At 34.2% G+C, this 21,849-nt stretch carries 21 protein-coding genes; 6 read left to right on the forward strand and 15 right to left on the reverse strand.

Annotated features, from left to right (window positions below):
* Positions 1 to 36 precede the first annotated feature (36 nt).
* Positions 37 to 1,557 (forward strand): S41 family peptidase, encoded by a 1,521-nt coding sequence (locus ACFWV9_RS10805; RefSeq protein WP_411895231.1) that lies wholly within the window; start codon positions 37 to 39, stop codon positions 1,555 to 1,557.
* A gap of 93 nt (positions 1,558 to 1,650) precedes the next feature.
* Here ACFWV9_RS10805 and ACFWV9_RS10810 read toward each other — a convergent pair whose 3' ends face one another.
* Positions 1,651 to 2,412, reverse strand: a complete 762-nt coding sequence (locus ACFWV9_RS10810; RefSeq protein WP_411895452.1) for an NYN domain-containing protein — start codon at positions 2,410 to 2,412, stop codon at positions 1,651 to 1,653.
* A 172-nt stretch (positions 2,413 to 2,584) separates the two neighbouring features.
* Positions 2,585 to 3,241, reverse strand: coding sequence for a hypothetical protein (locus ACFWV9_RS10815; protein WP_411895232.1), 657 nt, complete (start codon positions 3,239 to 3,241; stop codon positions 2,585 to 2,587).
* A gap of 295 nt (positions 3,242 to 3,536) precedes the next feature.
* Between ACFWV9_RS10815 and ACFWV9_RS10820 the strand changes: the two genes are divergently transcribed.
* On the forward strand, positions 3,537 to 4,268 hold the full coding sequence (locus tag ACFWV9_RS10820; RefSeq protein WP_411895233.1) for a sulfite exporter TauE/SafE family protein: 732 nt from the start codon (positions 3,537 to 3,539) through the stop codon (positions 4,266 to 4,268).
* Positions 4,269 to 4,397: 129 nt separating this feature from the next.
* A complete protein-coding gene (locus ACFWV9_RS10825) occupies positions 4,398 to 4,763 on the forward strand; it encodes an arsenate reductase family protein (protein WP_411895234.1) in 366 nt (121 codons plus the stop codon).
* On the opposite strand, the gene ACFWV9_RS10830 is transcribed toward ACFWV9_RS10825, so the two are convergent.
* From ACFWV9_RS10830 to ACFWV9_RS10880, 11 genes are all read right to left on the reverse strand, one after another.
* Entirely contained in the window at positions 4,753 to 4,938 is a 186-nt protein-coding gene (locus ACFWV9_RS10830) for a hypothetical protein (RefSeq protein ID WP_411895235.1), read from the reverse strand. The genes ACFWV9_RS10825 and ACFWV9_RS10830 overlap by 11 nt on opposite strands.
* A gap of 114 nt (positions 4,939 to 5,052) precedes the next feature.
* The gene (locus tag ACFWV9_RS10835; protein WP_411895236.1) at positions 5,053 to 5,490 is read right to left on the reverse strand and encodes a hypothetical protein; all 438 of its coding nucleotides are present in this window, start codon (positions 5,488 to 5,490) and stop codon (positions 5,053 to 5,055) included.
* Positions 5,491 to 5,534: 44 nt separating this feature from the next.
* Positions 5,535 to 7,184, reverse strand: a complete 1,650-nt coding sequence (locus tag ACFWV9_RS10840; RefSeq protein ID WP_411895237.1) for a reverse transcriptase domain-containing protein — start codon at positions 7,182 to 7,184, stop codon at positions 5,535 to 5,537.
* A gap of 514 nt (positions 7,185 to 7,698) precedes the next feature.
* On the reverse strand, positions 7,699 to 7,839 hold the full coding sequence (locus tag ACFWV9_RS10845; protein WP_411895238.1) for a hypothetical protein: 141 nt from the start codon (positions 7,837 to 7,839) through the stop codon (positions 7,699 to 7,701).
* A 10-nt stretch (positions 7,840 to 7,849) separates the two neighbouring features.
* A complete protein-coding gene (locus tag ACFWV9_RS10850; protein WP_411895239.1) occupies positions 7,850 to 10,210 on the reverse strand; it encodes a UvrD-helicase domain-containing protein in 2,361 nt (786 codons plus the stop codon).
* A gap of 24 nt (positions 10,211 to 10,234) precedes the next feature.
* Positions 10,235 to 10,942: a ribonuclease HI gene (gene rnhA, locus ACFWV9_RS10855; protein WP_411895240.1), complete on the reverse strand. Its 708-nt coding sequence runs from the start codon at positions 10,940 to 10,942 to the stop codon at positions 10,235 to 10,237.
* Positions 10,942 to 14,127 (reverse strand): Eco57I restriction-modification methylase domain-containing protein, encoded by a 3,186-nt coding sequence (locus ACFWV9_RS10860; protein ID WP_411895453.1) that lies wholly within the window; start codon positions 14,125 to 14,127, stop codon positions 10,942 to 10,944. The genes rnhA and ACFWV9_RS10860 overlap by 1 nt, the downstream gene beginning before the upstream one ends.
* Before the next feature lie 133 nt (positions 14,128 to 14,260).
* Positions 14,261 to 14,974 carry a hypothetical protein gene (locus ACFWV9_RS10865; RefSeq protein WP_411895241.1) on the reverse strand — a complete coding sequence of 238 codons (714 nt, stop codon included), beginning with the start codon at positions 14,972 to 14,974 and terminating at the stop codon, positions 14,261 to 14,263.
* A 12-nt stretch (positions 14,975 to 14,986) separates the two neighbouring features.
* Positions 14,987 to 15,367: a hypothetical protein gene (locus ACFWV9_RS10870; RefSeq protein WP_411895242.1), complete on the reverse strand. Its 381-nt coding sequence runs from the start codon at positions 15,365 to 15,367 to the stop codon at positions 14,987 to 14,989.
* Positions 15,368 to 15,369: 2 nt separating this feature from the next.
* Positions 15,370 to 16,518, reverse strand: coding sequence for a hypothetical protein (locus ACFWV9_RS10875; protein ID WP_411895243.1), 1,149 nt, complete (start codon positions 16,516 to 16,518; stop codon positions 15,370 to 15,372).
* Positions 16,505 to 17,236, reverse strand: coding sequence for a hypothetical protein (locus ACFWV9_RS10880; protein WP_411895244.1), 732 nt, complete (start codon positions 17,234 to 17,236; stop codon positions 16,505 to 16,507). The genes ACFWV9_RS10875 and ACFWV9_RS10880 overlap by 14 nt, the downstream gene beginning before the upstream one ends.
* Positions 17,237 to 17,591: 355 nt before the next feature.
* Between ACFWV9_RS10880 and ACFWV9_RS10885 the strand changes: the two genes are divergently transcribed.
* The 3 genes from ACFWV9_RS10885 to ACFWV9_RS10895 all read left to right on the forward strand — a co-directional run bounded on the left by ACFWV9_RS10885 (position 17,592) and on the right by ACFWV9_RS10895 (position 20,294).
* A complete protein-coding gene (locus ACFWV9_RS10885; protein ID WP_411895245.1) occupies positions 17,592 to 18,146 on the forward strand; it encodes a LemA family protein in 555 nt (184 codons plus the stop codon).
* A gap of 3 nt (positions 18,147 to 18,149) precedes the next feature.
* Positions 18,150 to 19,880 (forward strand): DUF2207 domain-containing protein, encoded by a 1,731-nt coding sequence (locus ACFWV9_RS10890; RefSeq protein WP_411895246.1) that lies wholly within the window; start codon positions 18,150 to 18,152, stop codon positions 19,878 to 19,880.
* 141 nt (positions 19,881 to 20,021) lie between these two features.
* Positions 20,022 to 20,294: a hypothetical protein gene (locus ACFWV9_RS10895; RefSeq protein ID WP_411895247.1), complete on the forward strand. Its 273-nt coding sequence runs from the start codon at positions 20,022 to 20,024 to the stop codon at positions 20,292 to 20,294.
* A 52-nt stretch (positions 20,295 to 20,346) separates the two neighbouring features.
* Here ACFWV9_RS10895 and ACFWV9_RS10900 read toward each other — a convergent pair whose 3' ends face one another.
* Positions 20,347 to 20,850 carry a hypothetical protein gene (locus tag ACFWV9_RS10900; RefSeq protein ID WP_411895248.1) on the reverse strand — a complete coding sequence of 168 codons (504 nt, stop codon included), beginning with the start codon at positions 20,848 to 20,850 and terminating at the stop codon, positions 20,347 to 20,349.
* A 38-nt stretch (positions 20,851 to 20,888) separates the two neighbouring features.
* Positions 20,889 to 21,824, reverse strand: a complete 936-nt coding sequence (locus ACFWV9_RS10905) for a tetratricopeptide repeat protein (protein ID WP_411895249.1) — start codon at positions 21,822 to 21,824, stop codon at positions 20,889 to 20,891.
* Positions 21,825 to 21,849 lie beyond the last annotated feature (25 nt).

The raw sequence follows: 21,849 nt of genomic DNA on the forward strand, positions 1-21,849 counted from the left end.
TTTTATAAAATTACATTTGGTAAAAATTATTGCCATATGAAAAGAATTAAATTATTACCGCTATTTCTTGTTCTTATTTCTATCACTATAAATGCGCAATCCATAGATGCTCCCTTACCACAAGAAAAAATGCTGAAGGATTTAGAGATATTTAAAAATATCCGTTTAGAGGCCAACTCAGGGCTTTACAAATACAGAACAAAGCAACAAATAGATAGCATATACAATTGGGCTGAGAACACAATACAGAGCTCATCAACGTACCGCGATTTTTACAATATCATTTGCCAATTAACGGATTTTGAAGGAAGCTCACATAATAACACGGTCTTACCATCAAAAATTTCAACTAAGTTACGAGATGAAGGCAAGGGCTATTTTCCGTACCCAATAAAATATATTTACAACAAATGGATTATTAACTTTGAGAATGGCACAGTTCCTTTAGGTAGTGAACTAGTGAGCATCAATAATGAAAATATTGCAGACATCATTAAAAACCTCAATAAATACTACACAACAGATGGTGTAAACACAACAGGAAAACGGATAGGGTTAGATATTGGTTTTAGTAAATACTATCGAATTAATTATGGACTCAAAAGTGAATTTTTGGTTGAATATAAAACAAGAGATTCGAATGAAATTAAAAAAACAACACTCAATAGTATTTCATACAGAGCCTTTTACAAAAATGTAAATAAGCGCTATTCAAGACCTTTTGATACTGTCAATTATAAAGATTGGAAAGAAAACGACACCTATCATTATAAATCTATTGACCATCAAACCGGCATACTAACAATAAACGATTTTGGATTGGGAAATGAAAAGGACCCGAAACATCTCAGGTATGTTGCTTTTTTAGATAGCGTTTTTACAACAATTAAAGAGAAAAATATTAAAAATTTAATAGTAGATGTGCGTTATAATGGTGGCGGAACAGATCCTAATGACTTAGTTACTTTTTCATACTTAGCACAAAGAAACTTTCAAGAAAATACCCAAGCTTGGATTAGCTTCAAAAAAATACCATATCTAAAATATATTTACTCTAAAATCCCAAGGTTCTTAAGACCGCTTGGTGTTGGCAAATACAACAGAGAATTTCAAAAAGAATTTCCAGAAGAAAAAAACGGTAAATACTATCAAAACGCTAGCAGTGCAGACCATAGCATATGGAAACCAAATAAAAATGCGTTTAACGGAACCATCTATCTGCTTATTAGCCCGAGAGTAGCTTCAGCTGGCAGTTTATTTGCTGCAATGGTAGCAGGTAATAAAAATACAATAGTCATTGGCGAAGAGACCATGGGTGGTTATTATGGACATAATGGACACACACCTTTGGGTTATATCTTGCCAAAATCTAAAATTGAAACCTTCTTTTCTGTAGTGAATTTAGAACAAGATGTGCCTAAGAAAGCCAATCAAATTTATAACCGAGGGATAATACCAGATTATAAGGTGATTCAAAACTATGAGGATTACTTAAACCAAAAAGACACACAAATGAACTTTGTTATTGACTTAATAAAAAAGAACAGTACAAAATAAGTATCAGTCGTTGAATTATTATATCCTGAAAACTTAAACTGCTCACCCAATTCTTTACTTGTGTATTACTGACTCTCGTCATTTTAGGAATGCCTAACGCTTCCGCCCACGAGACTTCAGCTCTTTGAGCTTCACATAAATCAATTTCATGCGACCTCGGGAGTCTTCACGCCTTTCGATTTCAAAATTAGAAATCGATTTAATTAGAGGTGTTAATTTTTGAAACCCATAATTACGAGAATCAAAATTTGGTTGTTTCTTTTGCAGTAAACTACCAACATCACCTAAAAATGCCCAACCATCATCATCGGCAAGATCGTCTATAGTGCTTGCTATAAACTGAATCTCCTTACGAGTTATTTTATCATAGTTGTTTTTAGAGTCTTTGCTTGTAGAGGAGGCTTCCGTTTCATTTTCTAAAACCTGGTGTTTTAAAATCTCTATATAAATAAATTTATCGCAAGCTACAATAAACGGGTTTGGTGTTTTCTTTTCACCAATACCGTAAACTTTCATCCCTGCCTCTCGTAAACGGGTAGCCAAGCGTGTAAAATCACTATCGCTAGAGACCAAGCAAAAGCCATCGACTTTCTCTGAATACAAAATATCCATAGCATCGATGATCATAGCAGAATCGGTTGCATTTTTACCTGTGGTGTAGCCATATTGCTGTATAGGTGTGATGGCATTTTCTAACAACATATTTTTCCATTTCGACAAATGGGGTTTGGTCCAATCACCATAAATGCGCTTTATGGTTGGGTTACCATATTTAGCAATTTCTTCCATCATTTCTTTTACATAAGCAGATGGAATATTATCACCATCAATGAGCACTGCTAATCGTATATCTATCATTATAATTTTGTGTTTATAATTGATTTAAAGGTAATGGCTTTAATATAAAAAACCACTTTATATAAAGTGGTTTTTTATATTATATATTTTACTGTTCTACACCTTTCCAAGGAAGGAAGATAAAGTATAACGTAATCTCAATTAAAACAAGTGTTGCTTTACCGCATTGTTAGAATGCACCTCCTCCATCATCATCGTCATCATCGTCATCATCATCACTTTCGCAAACTACACCATGTGCAATGATGAAAATCTCACCACTAATGTCTGAAAGCGAATAGGAATCACTTGAAGCATCATCTAATTCATTCTGATGAGGATATTGACCAGGTGCCACAGTAGCATTACCATTATTACCTATTGGATAAGGCAGTTCACCTACATAGAGGTGGGTTTCATTTAATACAAAACCTTCAAGCATGTCAAAATCTACATCAACTGTTCCAAGGGCTTCGTCATAACTAACACTTAAGGATCCTACAAGAGTTCCTTTATCAGTATCGCACTGACCAGCACCAGAATACAGATCAAAGGTGTATTCACCACCTGATAACGGACCAATAGTCCAACCCCAACGGTTAAATCCGTCGTCTAAAAAGCAGGTGGATGCATCCTCCCCTCCAATCGCAAAAAGAGTCTCGCATGATGCTTCGTCATCCTCATCTGATGACTCATCATCCTCTGCCTCGTCATCATCATCTGCTGAAGTGTTAGATTCGTTTGCTGTAGAATTTAATTGCTGACCTTCTAACTCAACTGGTTCAGTCTCGCACGAGAACGAAAACACTAAGGCTAAACAAATAAATAAAGTGGTTAAATTTTTCATAGTAGATTATATTTGATCCTCTAAAATTATATGAATATCCCTTGTATTACAAATATTTTCGATGTAAGGTAAATCATAATATGTTTTATCCTACATATTTATGATTTAAATTCTGGGTTTAAACTCCAGTAAACCATATAAACGGCACCAACAAAAAACGATATGTTGAGCAGGTAAAAACAGATAAAGATCATTTATTACAACGATTTATCTCCTTATTTTACCCTACATTATATTAGTTCTCGCAAGGACTAATTGAAGCTGATACTACAATTAAAAGATTAAAAAATCACAAATGAAGGATATCAATTATTTGTTTATACTTTTAGCACTGGTCGCTGAAATAATAGGAACCATAGGCGGTTTTGGCTCTTCGGTATTTTTTGTTCCCTTAGGCAATTTTTATTTTGACTTCCACTCGGTTTTAGGATTGACAGCAATTTTTCACCTGTCTAGTAATTTGAGTAAGATTTTCTTGTTTAAAAAAGGATTAAACAAACGGCTATTACTGTTCATAGGCATACCTTCTGTAGTTTTTGTCATTTTGGGAGGTATGATGTCAAAAATTATAGATGCTTACTTTTTGGAAATCGTCTTAGGTATTTTTCTAGTGGGCTTAAGTGCTTATTTTCTCATCAAAAGCAAATTAGTTGTACTTCCAAAAAACAAGAATGCTATTATTGGCGGATCACTCTCAGGTTTTTCGGCCGGATTGCTCGGCACAGGAGGTGCCATTAGAGGATTAACAATGGCTGCATTTAACCTAGAAAAAAGTGTTTTTATAGCCACTTCTGCTTTTATTGATTTTATGATAGACTTCTCTAGAACAATTGTGTATTACAACAACGGGTATATTCACAAACACGACCTTAAGTATGTGCCGTTTTTATTGGCTATTGGTTTAATAGGATCCTATATTGGCAAGAAGATCCTGGTTTATATACCACAAGCAAAATTTCGTAAACTGTCCTTGGTCTTTATCCTATTAATAGGAATAACCACGCTGTTTAAAGTCTACTTTTCTTAGGCAATAATAACAGAACATAAAATTAAATTTGCAGTAAACAACACTGACTCCCGTCATTTTAGGAATGCCCTAAGCTTGCTACTTTTATGAGATACATAAAAGCGTCATAAACTGATTAATACTGAAGCCATGGGAAAAATAAGCACCTCCGAACGACAAATAACATTATACTACAGTTCTAAATCCGTTAGAGCCAAGCAAACTATGGTCTATGCCATTGCTGAAGGCTTACCGGTCTCTTCTATTGACATTATGAAAACACCGCTTACAGGCACACAAATTGCCAATTTAGCCTCTCGTTTAGGTATTGAAATTAAGGATTTGGTGAACCAAGACCATCCTGCTTACGAGGAGAAATTTGAGCATGCCGATTTATCAGATAGGGATTGGATGAAAATGATACAGCACAACCCAGAGATCATGAAACAGCCAATAGCCTTGCGTGGCGATATTGCCATATTGGTAGAAACACCAACGGATATTATCAAGATTTAGATTCTTTTATCAAGCCATAGCTTAATATAGTTGGAATAATAAACCCTAGAATACTGACCCAAATTGGGATCTCTGCATTATCTACGGATAACTCTAAATTTAAAATAGCACGTAGTAAATGTAAAAGTGCCACAATGGCAAATACTACTGCTGCAATTTTGGTATACGGTTTCATAACTATTAGTTTTTAGGTTACTTCATAAAGCCTAAACAAATGTAGGTGGTACCATTTGCAGATACTATGATATTGGTCAGTAAGAAAACTAGTGCACTGCGCTTTAAACAATCCTTAGCCCAACAACTCAATAAGTAGGTTGTTGTACTTATTAATATTAATAAGCCTTAAGTTAAGATCTATACTTTTGTTTTTGTAGTCTTTTTTAAGGTAGGATATCATTAGAAACAAACTTTCTATCAGCTTTTCTAAATCATAATCTAGGGCACGTTTTATCTTGTATTGCTCTGTGAGTTTTTTAGTGACTTTTTTACGTGAAATTGCCAAGTATGGCAATTCGTACCTTACAGCTGCAGCAAGTTCCTCTAGCTCCAGGTTTTTAATAATCTCCACACGCCTTTTATCATCTATGTCCATGGATAAACTTACATCCATTAAAAACTTAAGGTTAAGCTTGGCCTCTGTTCTTAAGGCACGCTTTACGGCACCTACTTTGGCCGCTTGGGTGGCGCCTTCTTTGGCGACGTCGTAAATGTCTTTGATGATACTCATGGTTTAAATTTAACTTTTAGACGTCAATTATCTGTTGAAACAAATTAATACTTTACATTTTTAATACCCTTTTGTTTTGCCCTCTGCATACTTGTTTTCTCTATCTCTTGCTTGAGTATTCTCATATGAGCAGCAATTTGACGTCTTATACTTGGGGAATCCATCCCATCTTTTCTTTCCTTCTTAGAATTTATATAGTATTTCTTAGATGCATTGGTGGCATAGGTCAAAAAATTACGTTTTCCAAAATGTGTATATCGGCTATATAACTGTTGCTTAAATATTTTATCTGACTTAGAATTTTTGCTATATGCCATCATTACTGTTTTGACAACTCTCGCTTTGAGCTTTCTAAAATAACGAGATAAACTTGAAGGTCTTATGTAGATATTCTGACCGTTATATTCAAATCCTAAATACTGGAGGTTCTTAAAATTCTTATTTTCATTTGGCAACTCATCAAACATTTTAGTAGTTTCATTATATTGACGCTTAAAAGATCTTAATTTACCAGTCATTGAAGTTTTAAAATCTATAACATCTGTTTTCTTGTCCTGAATAGTTAATTTGTATTCATCATTTATAAGGTCCATCAAGAAATTCTTTAATCTATTGACATCCTCTTTTTTGCATATTATCATCAAGTCATCGCAATATCTTCGGTAAACAAATCCTTCCTTTTTACCTTTCTCAACAATTTGTTTGTCAAAGTCTATCAAATATACGTTTGACAATACCGCACTCATTGCCGAACCTTGAGGTATACCATTTTTACTTAGCGTCCTATCCCTCTTCCTGTTTAAGGTTATCAAATTACGTTTACGCAATATTTCCATCTTGTCGTTGTAAGTTGATCCGTTTAGTGTAGAAGGAATAAAATCAAATAATGACTGATAGCCCTTATCGTAACCTTTCTTGTATTTATATTTCTTCTTTTGCTTCCTTTCATAACGTCGTAGGTTGATCTTAAAATGTTTTAAAAAACTTTTATAATTCACATATGAATACTTTGTTAAAGATCGAAACACTTTATATTGGTCAGCTGGAAGTTTATTTTTTCCAATTACCTTACCCCACATTTGCTTGAGTATTTCATGATCTATATGATCAAAATAGCCCTTTATGTCCAAAGTAATAACAGAACACTCACCATGTAAGTCAATCATATTGTCGACCTCTTCAAACGTTTCCTTTGAAAACTGAATATTACATTTACCATCAAGATCACTTCTATATGCCAAAACTACCTCATCAATAGAAATAGACTTAATATAGCTCTGATAATATTTGTTCAGCGCATAGGCATAAAAGCCATAAATGTAAGTGTCGAAATGCGATGCAAAAAGTATCGGCCTAATCTTAGTTTCTAAGCCATAGTCATCTTCACCTACTTGATAACGATATCTCGGTGTTTTCTGCAGTACCTTGAGCAATGGTGAGAAACCATATTGTTTTATTCTACCAAAAGTTGGATCAGATAGTATCGTTTGTAGACGTTCTTTATGCGTAGGAAAATCAAAGTAGGGATCAAATTGAGGATAAGTTTTAAGTTGAAAATCATTTTCAACTTTTTCAACATATTCATCCCATAATTCATTTGTATACATGCTCTTTATATTTCTTTCAATGGGAGCATGGGCCATGGACGTATCAGTTAACCGACACCACGTATTACGACGTGTTCCCCAATCCACAGAGGAATTTCACCTCTTAAGACCCTATCTCCAACCCATGGCGGATCATATTGCTATGCCGCACTCCAGGTCCAACTTGACATTGCTGTCGTAAAAACCTAACCCAACCCTAAAGTTGCGGTATCTATCTTACTCGCGTAAGAACCAGGGGAAATAAGAACAAAGGTATTGTTATGAATGTTATCAACTCTTTAAACAACTTAAGATTCCTTCTACTGGTATCACCAGACTGTGAAGGAGCCCACCTGGCAGTGCAACTGACAGATTTGGCACTAATCTTGCATATATCAAAGAAAATGCTTAACTTAAACAATACACCAATTGAGCCTTTTGTCCTAATGGCAAATACCTCAAAGCAAGTAACATACAGCAATAATTGTGCCGAAATAAATAAAGTGAAGTATTGTCAGTAAATTGTTATTCACTCCCTAAAACTCATCTATCTTCTCCTTTATTTTTTGGATTTAACTTAGTATAATCACTAATTGAAAAAAGTAAATGGTTTCTTGTTACTTTATTGATAATCCCCTCTCCCCTCCGCAACCATATCTATTTGTTCTTTAGCCTCACCAATAGTAACCTGCCCATTCATAAGTATCTGTAATAACCAATCGAATAAAGAAGCTAATTTGTGGGTTATAAGCGAATATTTCATTTTACATTTTTTATTTCAACTTTTCCTTTAAAATAGGCTTAGCCATACTTGTTTTTCCATTCGATTTTTCACCTGTTTTATGACAATAGTTTTCAGGAAAATTTTCATCACCATATTGTATCCATACTTTCCAAGCTTCAAGACTTAAGGGTTGCTCAGGATTGTATGGAATTTCAATACCAGTTCTAATACAATAACCTATTTCTTCAGAACTAGCATTATCATCTTCTTTTAGTGCATTACCACATTCAGGACAAAACCTATAGTGATCTTCTAACTTAGAATCACATTTAGGACAGAGAACAATAATATTAGTAATTATGTCTTTCTCAGGTTGGTCTTGGTAAACAAATTCAGTGGGAATGTCTCTAATAAAATCAGAAACTGCCCCTTTTTGACTCATTAAATACAAATGATCTTCTGCCCTTGTTAACGCTACATAAAAAAGTCGTCGTTCCTCTTCTAGCAAATGATCGTAATCTGTAGGTTTTATAACTTGGTAAATCTTATCCTGCAACCATGGATCTGGGAAACCACCTTTATTAGAATGTAACCCTAAAATAAACACGACTTTAGCTTCCAATCCTTTAGCACTATGTATTGTCTTAAATTGTATTCTATGACCAGAATCCTTTAATTTCTGTTTTAAATCATATGCCATTGCTGACCTTCTATATAGTACTAATATGTCTTCTGGATTAACACCTTTACTTATATGAGTCTCTATAGTTTGCCATATAAATGCGTTAGTTTGTCCTTCTTCTTCCTCATAAAATATCTTGATTTTCTGTCCTCCACGTTTAACGGCTTTAATTTCTTTAGGAATTTGAAATTTATTCTTCTTAATAGCTTCTGTAGATGCACTTACAATTGGGTCTGTACTTCTATAATTTAAGTTAAGAGTTAGTAACTCTGAATTGTTAAAGTGTTTTTTAAAATTTACGATATAACCAATTTCAGACCCTCTAAATCCATAGATACTCTGCCAATCATCACCGACACAGAATAACTGGGTGTCTTTTTTTGTAAGTAGATTAAGTAATTTTACTTGTAGATTATTGACATCTTGAAATTCGTCCACCAAAATGTGCCTATACTTATCCTGATATCTTTCTCTAATGTTCGGATAATCCTGCAGTAATTGTATGCTCTTGGTTAATAAACCATCAAAATCTAAATACGATTTATTAATACAATAGTCATTAAATGCATTAATAATTGGAATTGCCAGTTCGTAGAACATTCTAACCCTTTCATAATCGCTTTTTGAAGCCTCTTCTACTATCTGCTCTACTGGTTTTTCTGAATTTACAATTTTGTTCCTGACCTCGTTCACCTCTCTAAAAAAACGTTTTATTTCTTTTCTGAAGTTTGAAAACTCTTCATCATAATGCAAGACAGTTGCAGAAGTTAAATCATCACTTATTCTTCCTTTGATGACACGATCTAAAACTTGATTGAAGATTGCAGAATTATGAGTAGCATCATCATAAGTTTTTATACAGGTGTTGCCTGCTATCTTCATTTTACCTTCTTTCCAAAACGATGGATAACTCTTATTACTTATATGTTCTAGGTAGACATTAGCCTGTGGAATGAAAAAGTCTGGATGAAAGACTACCTTTTCAACCTTTACTTCTGGTTCGTAAACATAATCTATGCTATTGCGATATAACCAATCCGCAATATACTGTTCAGATTTTGAACGAACTTTATCGCCTTTTAAACACGTAAAATACTTCCCTTCTGGTCTAAACTCTTCTTTAGCTTTATCATTATGTATAAAGTCTACAAAATAATCTAAGATGTAACGTTTTAACCTTAAAAGAAACTCCTTATCATTAGATAAATTAATGGTAACCTTTTCAATTATTTCGCTTACGGTCTCCTCAGCAGTTGAGCCAATAAATTCGCTATTTGATTTTTGGTCTGAAACTATCTTGAACTTATTATCAAAGACATGTACACCGTCTGTTTTTATCAGTTGATAACATAGACTATGAATAGTTTTAATGGTTAATCTGTTTAACCAAGGAAATTTATTTAAATAAGTACGACGTTGCTGATTTCTTTCCTGCGCTGTAATACCTTTAGTTTTAAGAAACTCTTCATAAAAACCTGTTTTATCTGAAGACAGAATCATTCTATCTAGCATTTCATTTGCAGCATTTTTAGTAAAAGTTACGGCGAGGATGTTTTTTGCATCAACAAGCTTATCATCAATTAAATAATTTATTTTATGAAGTAAGGTCTTGGTTTTACCAGAACCTGCACCAGCTAAAACAAGAAGACGTTTACAATCTGATAGTACAGCCTTAAGTTGCTGATTATTCAGTGAGGTTAGATTAGTTTTGGTTGATATGTTTTTCATTTGCTTATTAAAAATATTTGGGGACTAAAACAATGACTTATTATTTGGTAATTCTCGCTTTGCGTCCTCTACCATATAAATTGCTTTACAATTGGAACAATACAAGTAATATTCATAATAATAAGATTGGTTTGGTTTTAATTTTCGTTTTTTAGGGCTTTTATTTATAGTAGGTGTACTACATTTTCTACAAGGATCACCTTCGTTTTCTATTTTCTGTTCTTTGTAGTTTTCAATATTCTCTAAATAATCTAAATAGCCTTCGTCTTCTAATTTGTCCTCTAAGTTTATGCCTTCGTTGGCTAAAACATCGCAACGTTCATTTTCTATATGACCTGCATGACCTTTTACCCAATGGAATGTTACTTCATGCTTATCTAGCACATCGAGCAGTCTTTCCCATAAATCCTTGTTCAGTACCAAATTGCCTTTTTTACGAATCCAGTTGCTTCTCTCCCAATTTTCTGCCCAACCTTTTTCGATACCATCTACCACATATTTAGAATCTGAAAAAATGGTAACCTTCGCTTTGGTCTTAATGCGTTCTAAACCAAATATCACTGCCATTAACTCCATCCTATTGTTTGTGGTGAGCTCATAACCTACAACAAATTCTTTTGTTCTGCCTTTATAGCTTAACACAACACCAAATCCACCTTTGCCAGGATTAGGTTCTGCACCTCCGTCGGTAAATAATTCAATTTCTGGTATGTCTCCATCTCGCCAACTCATTATTTTGTTGCTTTTTCAACAATTTTGATTTCTTCTTCCGTTAACCCATAGAGCTCATAAACCATTTGGTCTATTTCTTTGTCCGTTTTATCAATTTCTGCTTTTAATCCCTCTGCTTTTTGTTTTTGCTCCTTAAAATACTGCATCCATTCAGCTTCATCGCTTAATGAAAGTTTATTGTATTCTGTTTCATTTTCTTTAGCAGACTTTTTTCTAGTTTTTTCCAACTCTTTCAAAAATTCTCCAAAATCCAATTCGTGCCAATTCTGAAGTTTTTTTGTCACATTAAGTTCACCAAACTTTTCTATTATAAGTGTTAAGAATTTATCAATTTGATTTAAGAAAGATTTTTTTGTTTCAATACAATGCTTAGACTTATTTATAAAGTTGGAATTATTATCAGGGATTATAAACGGAAAATTCTCCATAAAACCTGTAGACATTTCATAATAATTATTTGCTTTTGGTGGACATTTTAGAGAAATTAAATATTTGCAAAAAGAACTATTTAAAATGGGCAATATTGTATGATATAATTCAAAATTTTCTTCATTTAATAAATAAGCATAAACACGTGCATTTCGAAATAATTGCCTTTTATCATCAAATGCAAATTTTGTTGTATTCGTAGTTCCAGGATAAATTATTTTGATAGAATCATATATCCACTTCTCTCTTGGCCTATTTAATTGATACCATTTACTAGAATTACTGTAATCTCGCCTTCCTTGACTTCTACTAACTAGAATAGCTTTTTTATCATTTAAATATTTAAAAACATTAGGATATTCGGATTTGAGAGTGTCAATATCAAGCAGTGTTGTTTTTCCCTTTATTTCCTTATAAGGATATAAGCAATATGTTTCAGGTATTGCTAAGTGCCATTTATGTAGTTCATTTGGCCCCAAAATTGGATATATTAATTCTTCTTCCAATTTCAAATCCAAAACTTGTTTCTTAGTTAAGTAAAAAACTTCATCAGAACTGGTTACTACACCAGTTTTGGCATTACCAATTTCCTTTCCATACTTTACACCTGATAACCCTTCAATTCTTCTGAGTAAAGATGTATCTGAGACAATTACTTTTTTAGAGCAAAAGTTATCTAATTCAAGTTTGAAAAAATTAAGTGTATTTACCTGCGAAAATTCGTTGTTTGCATTTGTTATTAAAATTGAAGGATTACTTGACTTTACTGAAATAAATATTCCGGCATAAGTTGTGGCATCCTTAAACACCTGTGAATCAGAGGAAAACATTATTATTTCAGTTTCTGTGTTTTTTGCAATAAATTTTCTTAGCCCTATGCCTGAGGTGGTGTAAATGAATTGATAGCTGGTTATAATTGAATAAATTCCATGTTGGTTAAGTAGGCTTATAGATTTTTCATAAAAAATACTCGATAAATCAAATTTACCAGATGATGAAGTGAAATTAGTTTTGTAAAATTGAACATGTTCCTTAGAGATAAACTCAACCCTTATATAAGGTGGATTTCCAATAATTACATCAAAACCACCTTTAGCAAAAACACCTGGAAATTCGTTTTGCCAATTAAAAGCTCTATCTCCCGCAACGTTTAGGTCGTCAATCAAGCTATTACCACATTTAATATTACTATTTAATGAAGTCAATTTTCTGCCTTTTTGTGCAGTTCTTAACCACAGCGAGAGTTTTGCAATTTCTACACTTTCTTCATTAATATCTACACCATAAATGTTGTTTTCTAAAATGGCATTTTCCACTTCGCTCAATACCATTGCATCTCCAAAAAGTTTGGCTTGTAATTCGTCAATGTATTGATGTTCTGCGATTAGAAATTCCAAGGCTTGGTTTAGAAAAGCACCACTACCACAAGCTGGGTCGCAAATGGTAATTTGTAATAACCATTTACGGTAATCTTCTAATTTTTGGTTGAGTTTCTTTATTGTGGCTTTTTGGCGTCCTTTTCTTTCTTTCTCATACTCATCTTCTTGTATGTCAAGTTCGGTTTTCTTTTTCTCACAAAGTTTACCAACCGTATTATCTACAATGTATTTCGTAATATATTTTGGTGTGTAAAAAACACCGTCTTTCTTGCGTTTGGTTTTACTTTGGTCAGATGTAACTCCTTGAATTTCTGCTTGAATTTCGTCAATGTCGTTTAACGAATGTTCAAAGATATGTCCGAGGATGTTTACACTTACTTCACTCTCAAAATCGTAGTTACTTAAATTAACTGTGTGTTTATAAAGTAAGTCGTCATTGATTTTGATGTTATCTAAAATCTCGTCTGGTGCAAAAAGTCCACCATTGTATGCGAAAATATCGTGTTGTTGTCCTTTGTGTCCTGTGTTCATATAACCGAAATACTTTTTAAATCGGTCGTATAAAGGAAAATACTCGTCATATTTATCTCGTAAATCAGTCCATTGGTTTACGATAGAACGAATAGAGTTTGGTGGAAGCAACAATCTATCTTCTGCAAAAAAGATAAATAGGAAACGATCGAGTAATTTCTGAGTTTTCTTGAATAACGTTAGTTTGTCGTATTCTGGATTTTCTTTTTGTATAGCATCAAAAATTTCGTTTCTAAATGAAGCGTAATCTTTGTAAAGTTTTTTAGTGACGTTTTCCTCTTGCGTTAAGGATTCATCTTTAATCTTTTTCGGTATGTCCTTTAAAAGGTATTCAGACGATAGACAAAGCCAAAGAAGGTCGAAACGTTCTTTTGAGAGTTGAAACAGATTAAATTCCTCAAAGTCAACTGCGTTGTCAATGTAAAAGCGCAACTTCTCAAAGTTTGACGTAATGACATAATTACAACCTGGTTGGTTGTTTTTATATCCAAATGCTTGGGTTTCTACTTTGTTTAAGTCTGTTGTGTTGGTGCCTTTCAGTTCAATGACTGCAAGTGCTTTTTCGCCTTTTAGGATTGCTCCATCTGTCTTTTTAGAGCCTTTTATGTTCTTTAATTCGGTAGTAAGATTGAAGTCAGGCGTTGGGTTCTTGGTGTAGCCCAAAACATTCACAAAAAGGTCAATCAGAAATTCGCCTTGGTATTGTTCCTCTTTCGAGTTTCGAATGTTTTCTTGAATCGATGTATTATGGAAATGGTTGGTAAACTTGTTGTAGGCTTCGTTTACTTTGTCTTTATCTAATCCTTTAAGATATTTATTTAGTACAGAATTTTGGTATAATGGCATATTAGCATAGCCAATACAATCTTGTAGTGGCAAATTAGTTTTAATTGATTAATAAAAACCAGTTCTAAGGGACTATAAATATATAAAACAGATTTTGGCTTCAAAGTGATATTTGTCATAATAATTAACAATTTTACTTTGTTTCACCACCACCAAACATACGCCTACCCATAGCCTTCACATCATCAATAGCTTTACCTTTTACCAACCAGGAAATCCCAAAGGGAATTACTGCTGTGGTTTCAAAAATATAGACGTAGTAGTCATGGATAATAAACGCTTCTGTGATAAAATGCTCTATGGCAATACAAACGAGTATTAAAGCTACTGAGATAAATACCGCATTACCACACCACTTATACAACTTATGGTTGCCATCGTCTGAGCCTCTAGTAAATTTGTAGCGGGACATCCAACCCATACAGAGTATAAAAACACCAGCACTCACCAAATGCACTGTATTTGCCCAATCTTTGTTATGTCCAAAAAGAGGAAGCTCACATACGTTACACATAGCGTCAATAATACTATTAGCACTGCCCACACAACTCGTTGGTATGAATACTACAATAAGTGCCGCCAAACCACCAATATTAGTTAAAAAATCATCGCTTATGGTTTCTGTAGCCTTATCTATTTTATAGCCCTTATACGAGAGTAAAAATAAGCCAAAAGCTGAGAGTATAATTATAAAAATAAGTGAAGGCAAGGTACTGTAATAGTAATGACTTATTGAGGCGTAGAAGTCCCAAGCCGCCAATGGTAACACAATAGGCAAAAACAACCCAAGCGTACCTATAAGCTTACGGATTCTATAATCGGAGTGTTGGAGGTCTGTGGGTGGCATTGACTTTAGTTATTATATACAGTCCGACAAATTACTCTCAGGTATTCCTTTTTCGTTCTCTAACCCATTTTGATATTCGATTTTATAAATAAAATCACCCGTTTCAACTAATGGAGATTTATCTATACTCATAACCACTGCCTTTTTATTATCGTGCATAACGCACTCTCCTAATTCATATTTTGGTAAAACATCTTCTGCTGCATCTTTAGCCGCATCAACTGCCTCTTTTACAGCATCTTCTGCAGAGTCTATTGCGTCTTTAGTTGCATCAGTAGCTGCATCAGCTGCGTTTTCAATTGCATCTTCATTTTTTTCTTTTGTTTCTCTACAATTATATATTAATGCAAGTATCACCATCAACACTAAAATATATATGATTCTATACTTCATAATTAATTTGTTTTTACTTTGTTTAATTCGGTCTTAAGCTTTCCCCAATATTCAGATATTTCATTCAACGATTCATTAAAATCGTCTCCAGATTTATTATTCACATCCTCCAAAATGATTTTCTCTAGGAGCATAGCTTTTATCTCATTTAAGTACCTCTCTTTTTCTTGTAATTTGTTTTTATTGTCATTTAGACTTTTTAGTGCATTATTTACACCTGTTGGTAATTGAGCGAATGAAGTATCATTGTTATTGGAGGTTAAATTAGTTCCAGCAAGCTGAATAGAAGCAAATAGGTTAATACTTTGAGATAGTGCTTTAAAACTAGCCTCTATTACATCCTCAGCATCTAATCTAACCCCTTTGATAGTGAAATTATTATTATAATCACCACTTTTACTAGAGTTCTCTTCTGGGTTTTTCCTTAAAAGGACAGCAATATCAGTATCTCCCATAAATGTTGATACTTTAGTTTGGTTAAAAGTACTCTTCCAAATTTTGTTTTTGTTAGTATCGTCCGTAACAAATGATGTCAAAGGATCTCCAAGCAGGTGAAATCGTAATCTGTTAGATGCTTGTTTTGTAGAATTAACAGACTCTTTTGTTTTGGTTACCTTTTCATTAAAAATATCATACTTTAATTTACTTGATTTTAAGGATTCCAGCTCTTTATTTTGAGAATCATCTTTATTATTAATTGACTCCATCCTTTCTATTTCTTTTTCTTTATCAGTAGAATTGTTTGACAAAAAGTTCTCAACTTTGTCATAAAAAATAAGTAACTGATTTTGTAACTCAGTTGCTTGATTTAATGCACCGAGGTTATCATTCTCTGCATAAAGATTTTCTGTAATTTTTATCTTCCCTTCTATTTCATTAAACATATCATTTACGGCTTCCTTTTCAGAGGAAGCATCAGTAAGATAATCATCCAAAAACTCAAAGTAATCTTGGTTTATTAATTTTCCTTTTTCATAGTCATACCTTATATTTTGAATTACTGTTGGAATCTGTTCTTTTAGGTCATCCTCCACCTTTTGAACAACTGCATCTCTGTTCGCTGCACTAACTTCAACCTTTAATCTTGCAGTACAAGAAGACATAATAATACCTGTTAAAACCAAAATGAGACTATTGTTAATTATTTTCATTGTACCATTTTTTTATGTCATTAAATGACGTTATACTTTTACTAGCACCTAAGGTTCTTATCTCACTTATAAGCAATTGAAGCATAATTTCTTTATTATTCCGCTCATTTGAAGTATCATCTGTTTTTAGAGAAGTAATATAATTGTCTATTTTGAGTGCAAACAAGTCCATATCATTCTTCTTACTTGCAATTTGATTTTCCAATTCTTCATTGGCTTCTAATTTGTCTTTATTAGCCATTAATGCTAATGATTGTATTACATCATTATTTACCGAAGTATTCTTAATTTGAGTTGCGATTGCTTCAGAATTAGAAGACAGAATTAAAACTAATTCTGAACCATCTTCTTTGAGCCCACCAAAATTCTTTGATTCCTGTTCTTCATTTTGAGGTTCGGTTTTCTTTTTGACCGCAGTAGAATCACTTGGTGAATCCTCCACTGAATTCTCCTTGGTGAATAATCTTCCTTTTTCAACTTGTGGTATTTCGTTAAAATATTCATTAACTGCCTCTTGGTTGAAATAACCTGAAAGATATCTAGAACTTGACATAAATGACCATCCACGAATTGAAACCCTATAATAATTTGGAACTATTGAAGTTGGATTTGATGATTTAGCGTCGTTTATTTTATCCTTGAAGTAATGTGTTTCCCTGAACGATGTGCAGGACATGAGTAATGCCAATAAAAACATTACAGAAATTTTCATTTTCATAATTCGGTTGGTTTTGGTTAATAGTTAAAATTAATAGCAAGCACAATAGTAGTCCATACCCAATACTGGGTAATTTTTACGTTTCGTGCGTCAACAACGAATTATGTTAATCCGTACCTTAAGGACAGGTACTTAGTGAATTGTCTTTAAATTATAAAAAATATCTGGATTTACAATAAATATTTTCTTACATACCTTAATAATCGGTGAAGTGTAGGTTTGAGAGGTATTAAAAGACCAAATCTCGCATTAGGGATAATTTGGCTTCTGCTTTAAAAGTCTTTAATATAACCTAATCAACTGTAATAGATATTCGCAATTTTTAATACCTTTAATGGTACAAAAATTTATTTCTATGATCTTTTTATATGTATTTCTTGGTTTTCTAGTATTGTCGGCATTTTATGGCATTGGCATTTATAACCGCTTGGTAAAATTAGGCACTCTAGTTGATGAGGCTTGGAGTGGCATTGACGTGCAATTAAAAAAGCGTTATAACCTAATACCCAACCTGGTAGAAACTGTAAAAGGCTACGCCAGCCATGAAAAGGAAACCTTTGAAAATGTAACGAAAGCCAGAAGCCAAGCGCAAAATGCAACAACTGTGGAAGATCAACAAGCGGCTGAAAATCAGCTAAACAAGGCTTTAATTAACTTATATGCGGTTGCAGAACAATACCCAGAGCTAAAAGCCAACGAGAATTTTTTAAACCTGCAAAATCAATTATCGGTTATAGAAGGTGATATTGAAAAAGCCAGACGCTACTACAATGGAACCACACGCGATTATAATATTGTTATAGATTCGTTTCCGTCTAATATTATTGCAGGACTCACCAACTTTAAAAAAGCAGCCTTCTTTGAAATTGAATTGGCAGGCGAACGCGAAAATCCACAAGTAAAATTTTAAGCCTTGCGAAAACTCGTTTGTCTTTTAGTCTTTTTTAGCACCTCATTGGCTTTGTTTGCACAAACTGAGCGTGTGTTATCGTTTCATTCTGCCATAGACGTTGATACCTCAAGTGGTATTACGGTAACAGAGTCCATTAAGATTTATGCCAACGGTACAATTTTTAAACGCGGCATTACACGCACCATTCCAACCGTAAGCCGCGATAGTACTGGAAATACAATACGACACAATTTTAGAATCCTAGCTGTAGAACGCGATGGTAGACCATCGAAATACCACACTAAAAGCGGGAGTGGTAGCACGACCATATATGTGGGCGAAAAGGATGTGTTTTTAACAGAAGGCGAATACGACTATACCATTACCTACCGCATGACTAGACAAATTCGCTTTTTTAAAGACTATGATGAACTCTATTGGAATGTGAATGGTTTTGATTGGGCTATATCGTTTGGTGAGGTGTCTTGCGATATTACACTACCATCTAGTGCTTCTATAATACAAAATGCCTGTTATACCGGACGCTATGGTAGCACAAGTACGGATTGTACCGCCACACCACTATCAGGTCATAGCATACGTTTTAATGCTGGTCATTTAAACGCTGGCGAAAACTTAACTGTGGCTCTAGGCTTTAGCAAAGGTAGTGTCACTGAGCCTCCTCCTCCACCTCCACCAACATGGTTTCAAAAGTTTGGAGCTCTTTTGTTGAGCGCCTTTATCAGTTTAGCGCTCTTGTTTTATTACGGCTACACCTGGTTACGATTTGGTATAGACCCAAAAAAACCAACTGTAATTCCGCAGTGGGACATCCCACACAGCATGTCACCGGCTTCTGTAGGTATGTTAGATAAACGACGTTATCATGGTGATTTAATAACAGGCACTATTATAAATTTAGCTGTAAAAGGCTACCTTAAAATTGAAGAAAAAACGCAAGACTATGTGTTTGGTTTGTTTAAAAGTCAAACGTTTATCATCCATAAGTTAAAGGAGGATACTGGCAATCTTAAAGCTGAAGAAAAGGTGTTATTCTCAAAACTATTTGCTGATACTGATCAACTTAAATTAGAGGGTAAATATGATTCTGATGTAAAAAGTGCTGTTACAGCCTATAGAAAATCACTAAAAAACCAGCATCATAGTTTTATTTATGAAGGCTTTAATTACAAATTTTGGTTACTTCCATTTTTTACTATTGTGGCTTATGTTGTGGCCTTTGTGATTCTTGTTTCGGAATATTTTGAAGGTGATAATGATGGTGTGATATTCGCTGTGTTTTTGGCGTTGAATATTATCTTCTTTTTGATTTATCAATACCTCATACGCAAACCTAGTATAGAAAAGTTGAAGTTAAAATCAACGATTGATGGCTTTAAACTATATATGAGTGCCGCGGAAGACAAGCAAATTGCACATTTTAATCCACCAGACTTAACACCAGAAATTTTTGAAAAGCTCTTACCTTATGCTATTGTATTGGGCGCTGAAGATGTTTGGGGAGCAAAATTTCAAAACCTCATTAATACGGCTATGGTTGATCAAAGTTATCAACCTACATGGTATGCTGGTCGTGTAACCAACTTCTCTAGCTTTAATCATAGCTTAAATTCTTCATTATCTAATTCTATTAGCAAATCTGCAACACCACCATCTAGTAGTGGTAGCGGTTCTGGTGGTGGAGGCTTCTCTGGCGGCGGTGGCGGCGGTGGCGGAGGTGGCGGCTGGTAGTGGTCGCTTTGTGTGTATGTTAAACATTAATCTTTCCTGTAAGTAATTCTATCGCGTATCCCACCACTTGCTCTGTGGATAATAACATCTGCTTTTTTGTGTTTGGCCAATGCTGGTGGCAGTGAATTACCACCAAATACCATGTATGAATTTAAAGACGGTTTGCGTTACACCTATTATTGCGTAAGCTATGAAACCACTAATTGTGATGATGCTTATTGGAGTGCTCTTGAAACAAGCGAGGCCATACCCAATCCTGATGCCTTTTCAATTGAACCTAATGTATTAACCATTGATGGTGATATGCTATTTGACCTGGAGTTTTCTTGTGATAGCAATGTTGTTAACGTCATATTTCCAGATAGTGTGTGGCAATGGTGGCGTATTGGTACCTCACCAACAGACTGTGAGTAATTTATACAATCTTAGAATTTATTTAAAATAGCCTGTAACATTTGGGATACCTTTATTTAGGATCCCATAGACGTAGGCTTTCTATAATTGCTTTACCAGCCTCTACATCCTTATCTAAACAAACAACTCCGATCTCATAAATAGTATGTTGTTGTTCATCACAGATCATGGCGAAAAAACAACGATAGGTTTCATAATTGCCTTGCACATAACTTACCTCATATGAATGACCCTCACCAGTTTTCTTTGCTAATTTTAAAACCTCTGAAATATCATTGAGCTTACTGTAAATAGCATTATCTTTTAACAACGTGGTCTTTTTGGCAATTTCTTCATACATGTAAGTGCTAACAAATCGCTGTGCTACAAGTGAGACTATTTGCTTGTCATTAGCATAACGTGCCTGTGTGTCATTAGAAAAGTTTTGGTCTAAATTCAATTTGCCCATGCTTACAAAGCTGATATCTAAACCATCAGGCCTGTTATAATATTGTGTTTGTGCTTTGACCATAGGACCCAGCATTAAAATAAATAGGATGGTATTAATTACTTTCATAGGGTATTGTGTGTATTTTCAAATTCCAAATTATGTTGCTATAATCTTGATAACTCGGCCTCGGCTGCTATATAACCAAATCCTGCCCAATTACCATTGGCCATTAGATAGTTGTACATGGCCATTGCTGTTTCCATCTGATCATTATACTGGTGCCAATGAGCTATGCCATAGTTCACGGCTTCTTTTGATCCTCCTGAGGTATTAGCATCCAAATCATTATCCAACAAGTCACCTTTATAATACAACAACAGCATATGGTAGGCCTTGTTTTCAATAATGTTCATCTCAAATGGGATGGGTTTCAGCAATTCATCAGCCTCATCAGCACGGTCTAAACGTTGCAATATCATATACAACCAATGTAATGCTGCCACACGCATATCATCATTGGTAGAGGCTTGCAAACAGTTCTCAAAATTGGTTAGGGCATTGGCCCAGTCTGCCTTTAAGTAATAGGCAAGACCTAAATGGTAATAAATATTGGTATGCAACGATGAGACTGGTATATTAAGTGCATTAGGCATACCATCAGGTTCAACGCGATCGGGTTGTCCATTTATAAGCCCACTTGCCGTTTCCAAATCTTTTATCGCTAAATCTAGTTGTCGCGTCGTAATATATCTATGGCCACGATGACGATACATGCGCGCATCGTCAGGGAACTTTTCTATCCCTTCTGTAAAAACACCTATGGCTTTTTGGTAGTCTCCTAAATAGGCCATACGTCTGCCCAGCCAAATAATAAAATCCGGGTTCATAGGATTACTGTTATACGTATCTAATGCCTTTAGGTATTTAGAAACTTTAGCAGAGTCTTTAGCTACTAATTGCGGACTTACCAATGGCTTCATTACTAGGGATTGCCCTTGAAGGGTATCAATCTTAACACTGTCTATGGGTATGGATTTCCAACCCTCTTGGCAATTTACCAATAGGCTTAGCAAAAGTAATAGTAGTATTCGCTGTTTCATAAATTTTTAAATATTGATTTAGTTA

Source organism: Winogradskyella sp. A2 (genome assembly GCF_046762865.1).
Taxonomy (GTDB): domain Bacteria; phylum Bacteroidota; class Bacteroidia; order Flavobacteriales; family Flavobacteriaceae; genus Winogradskyella.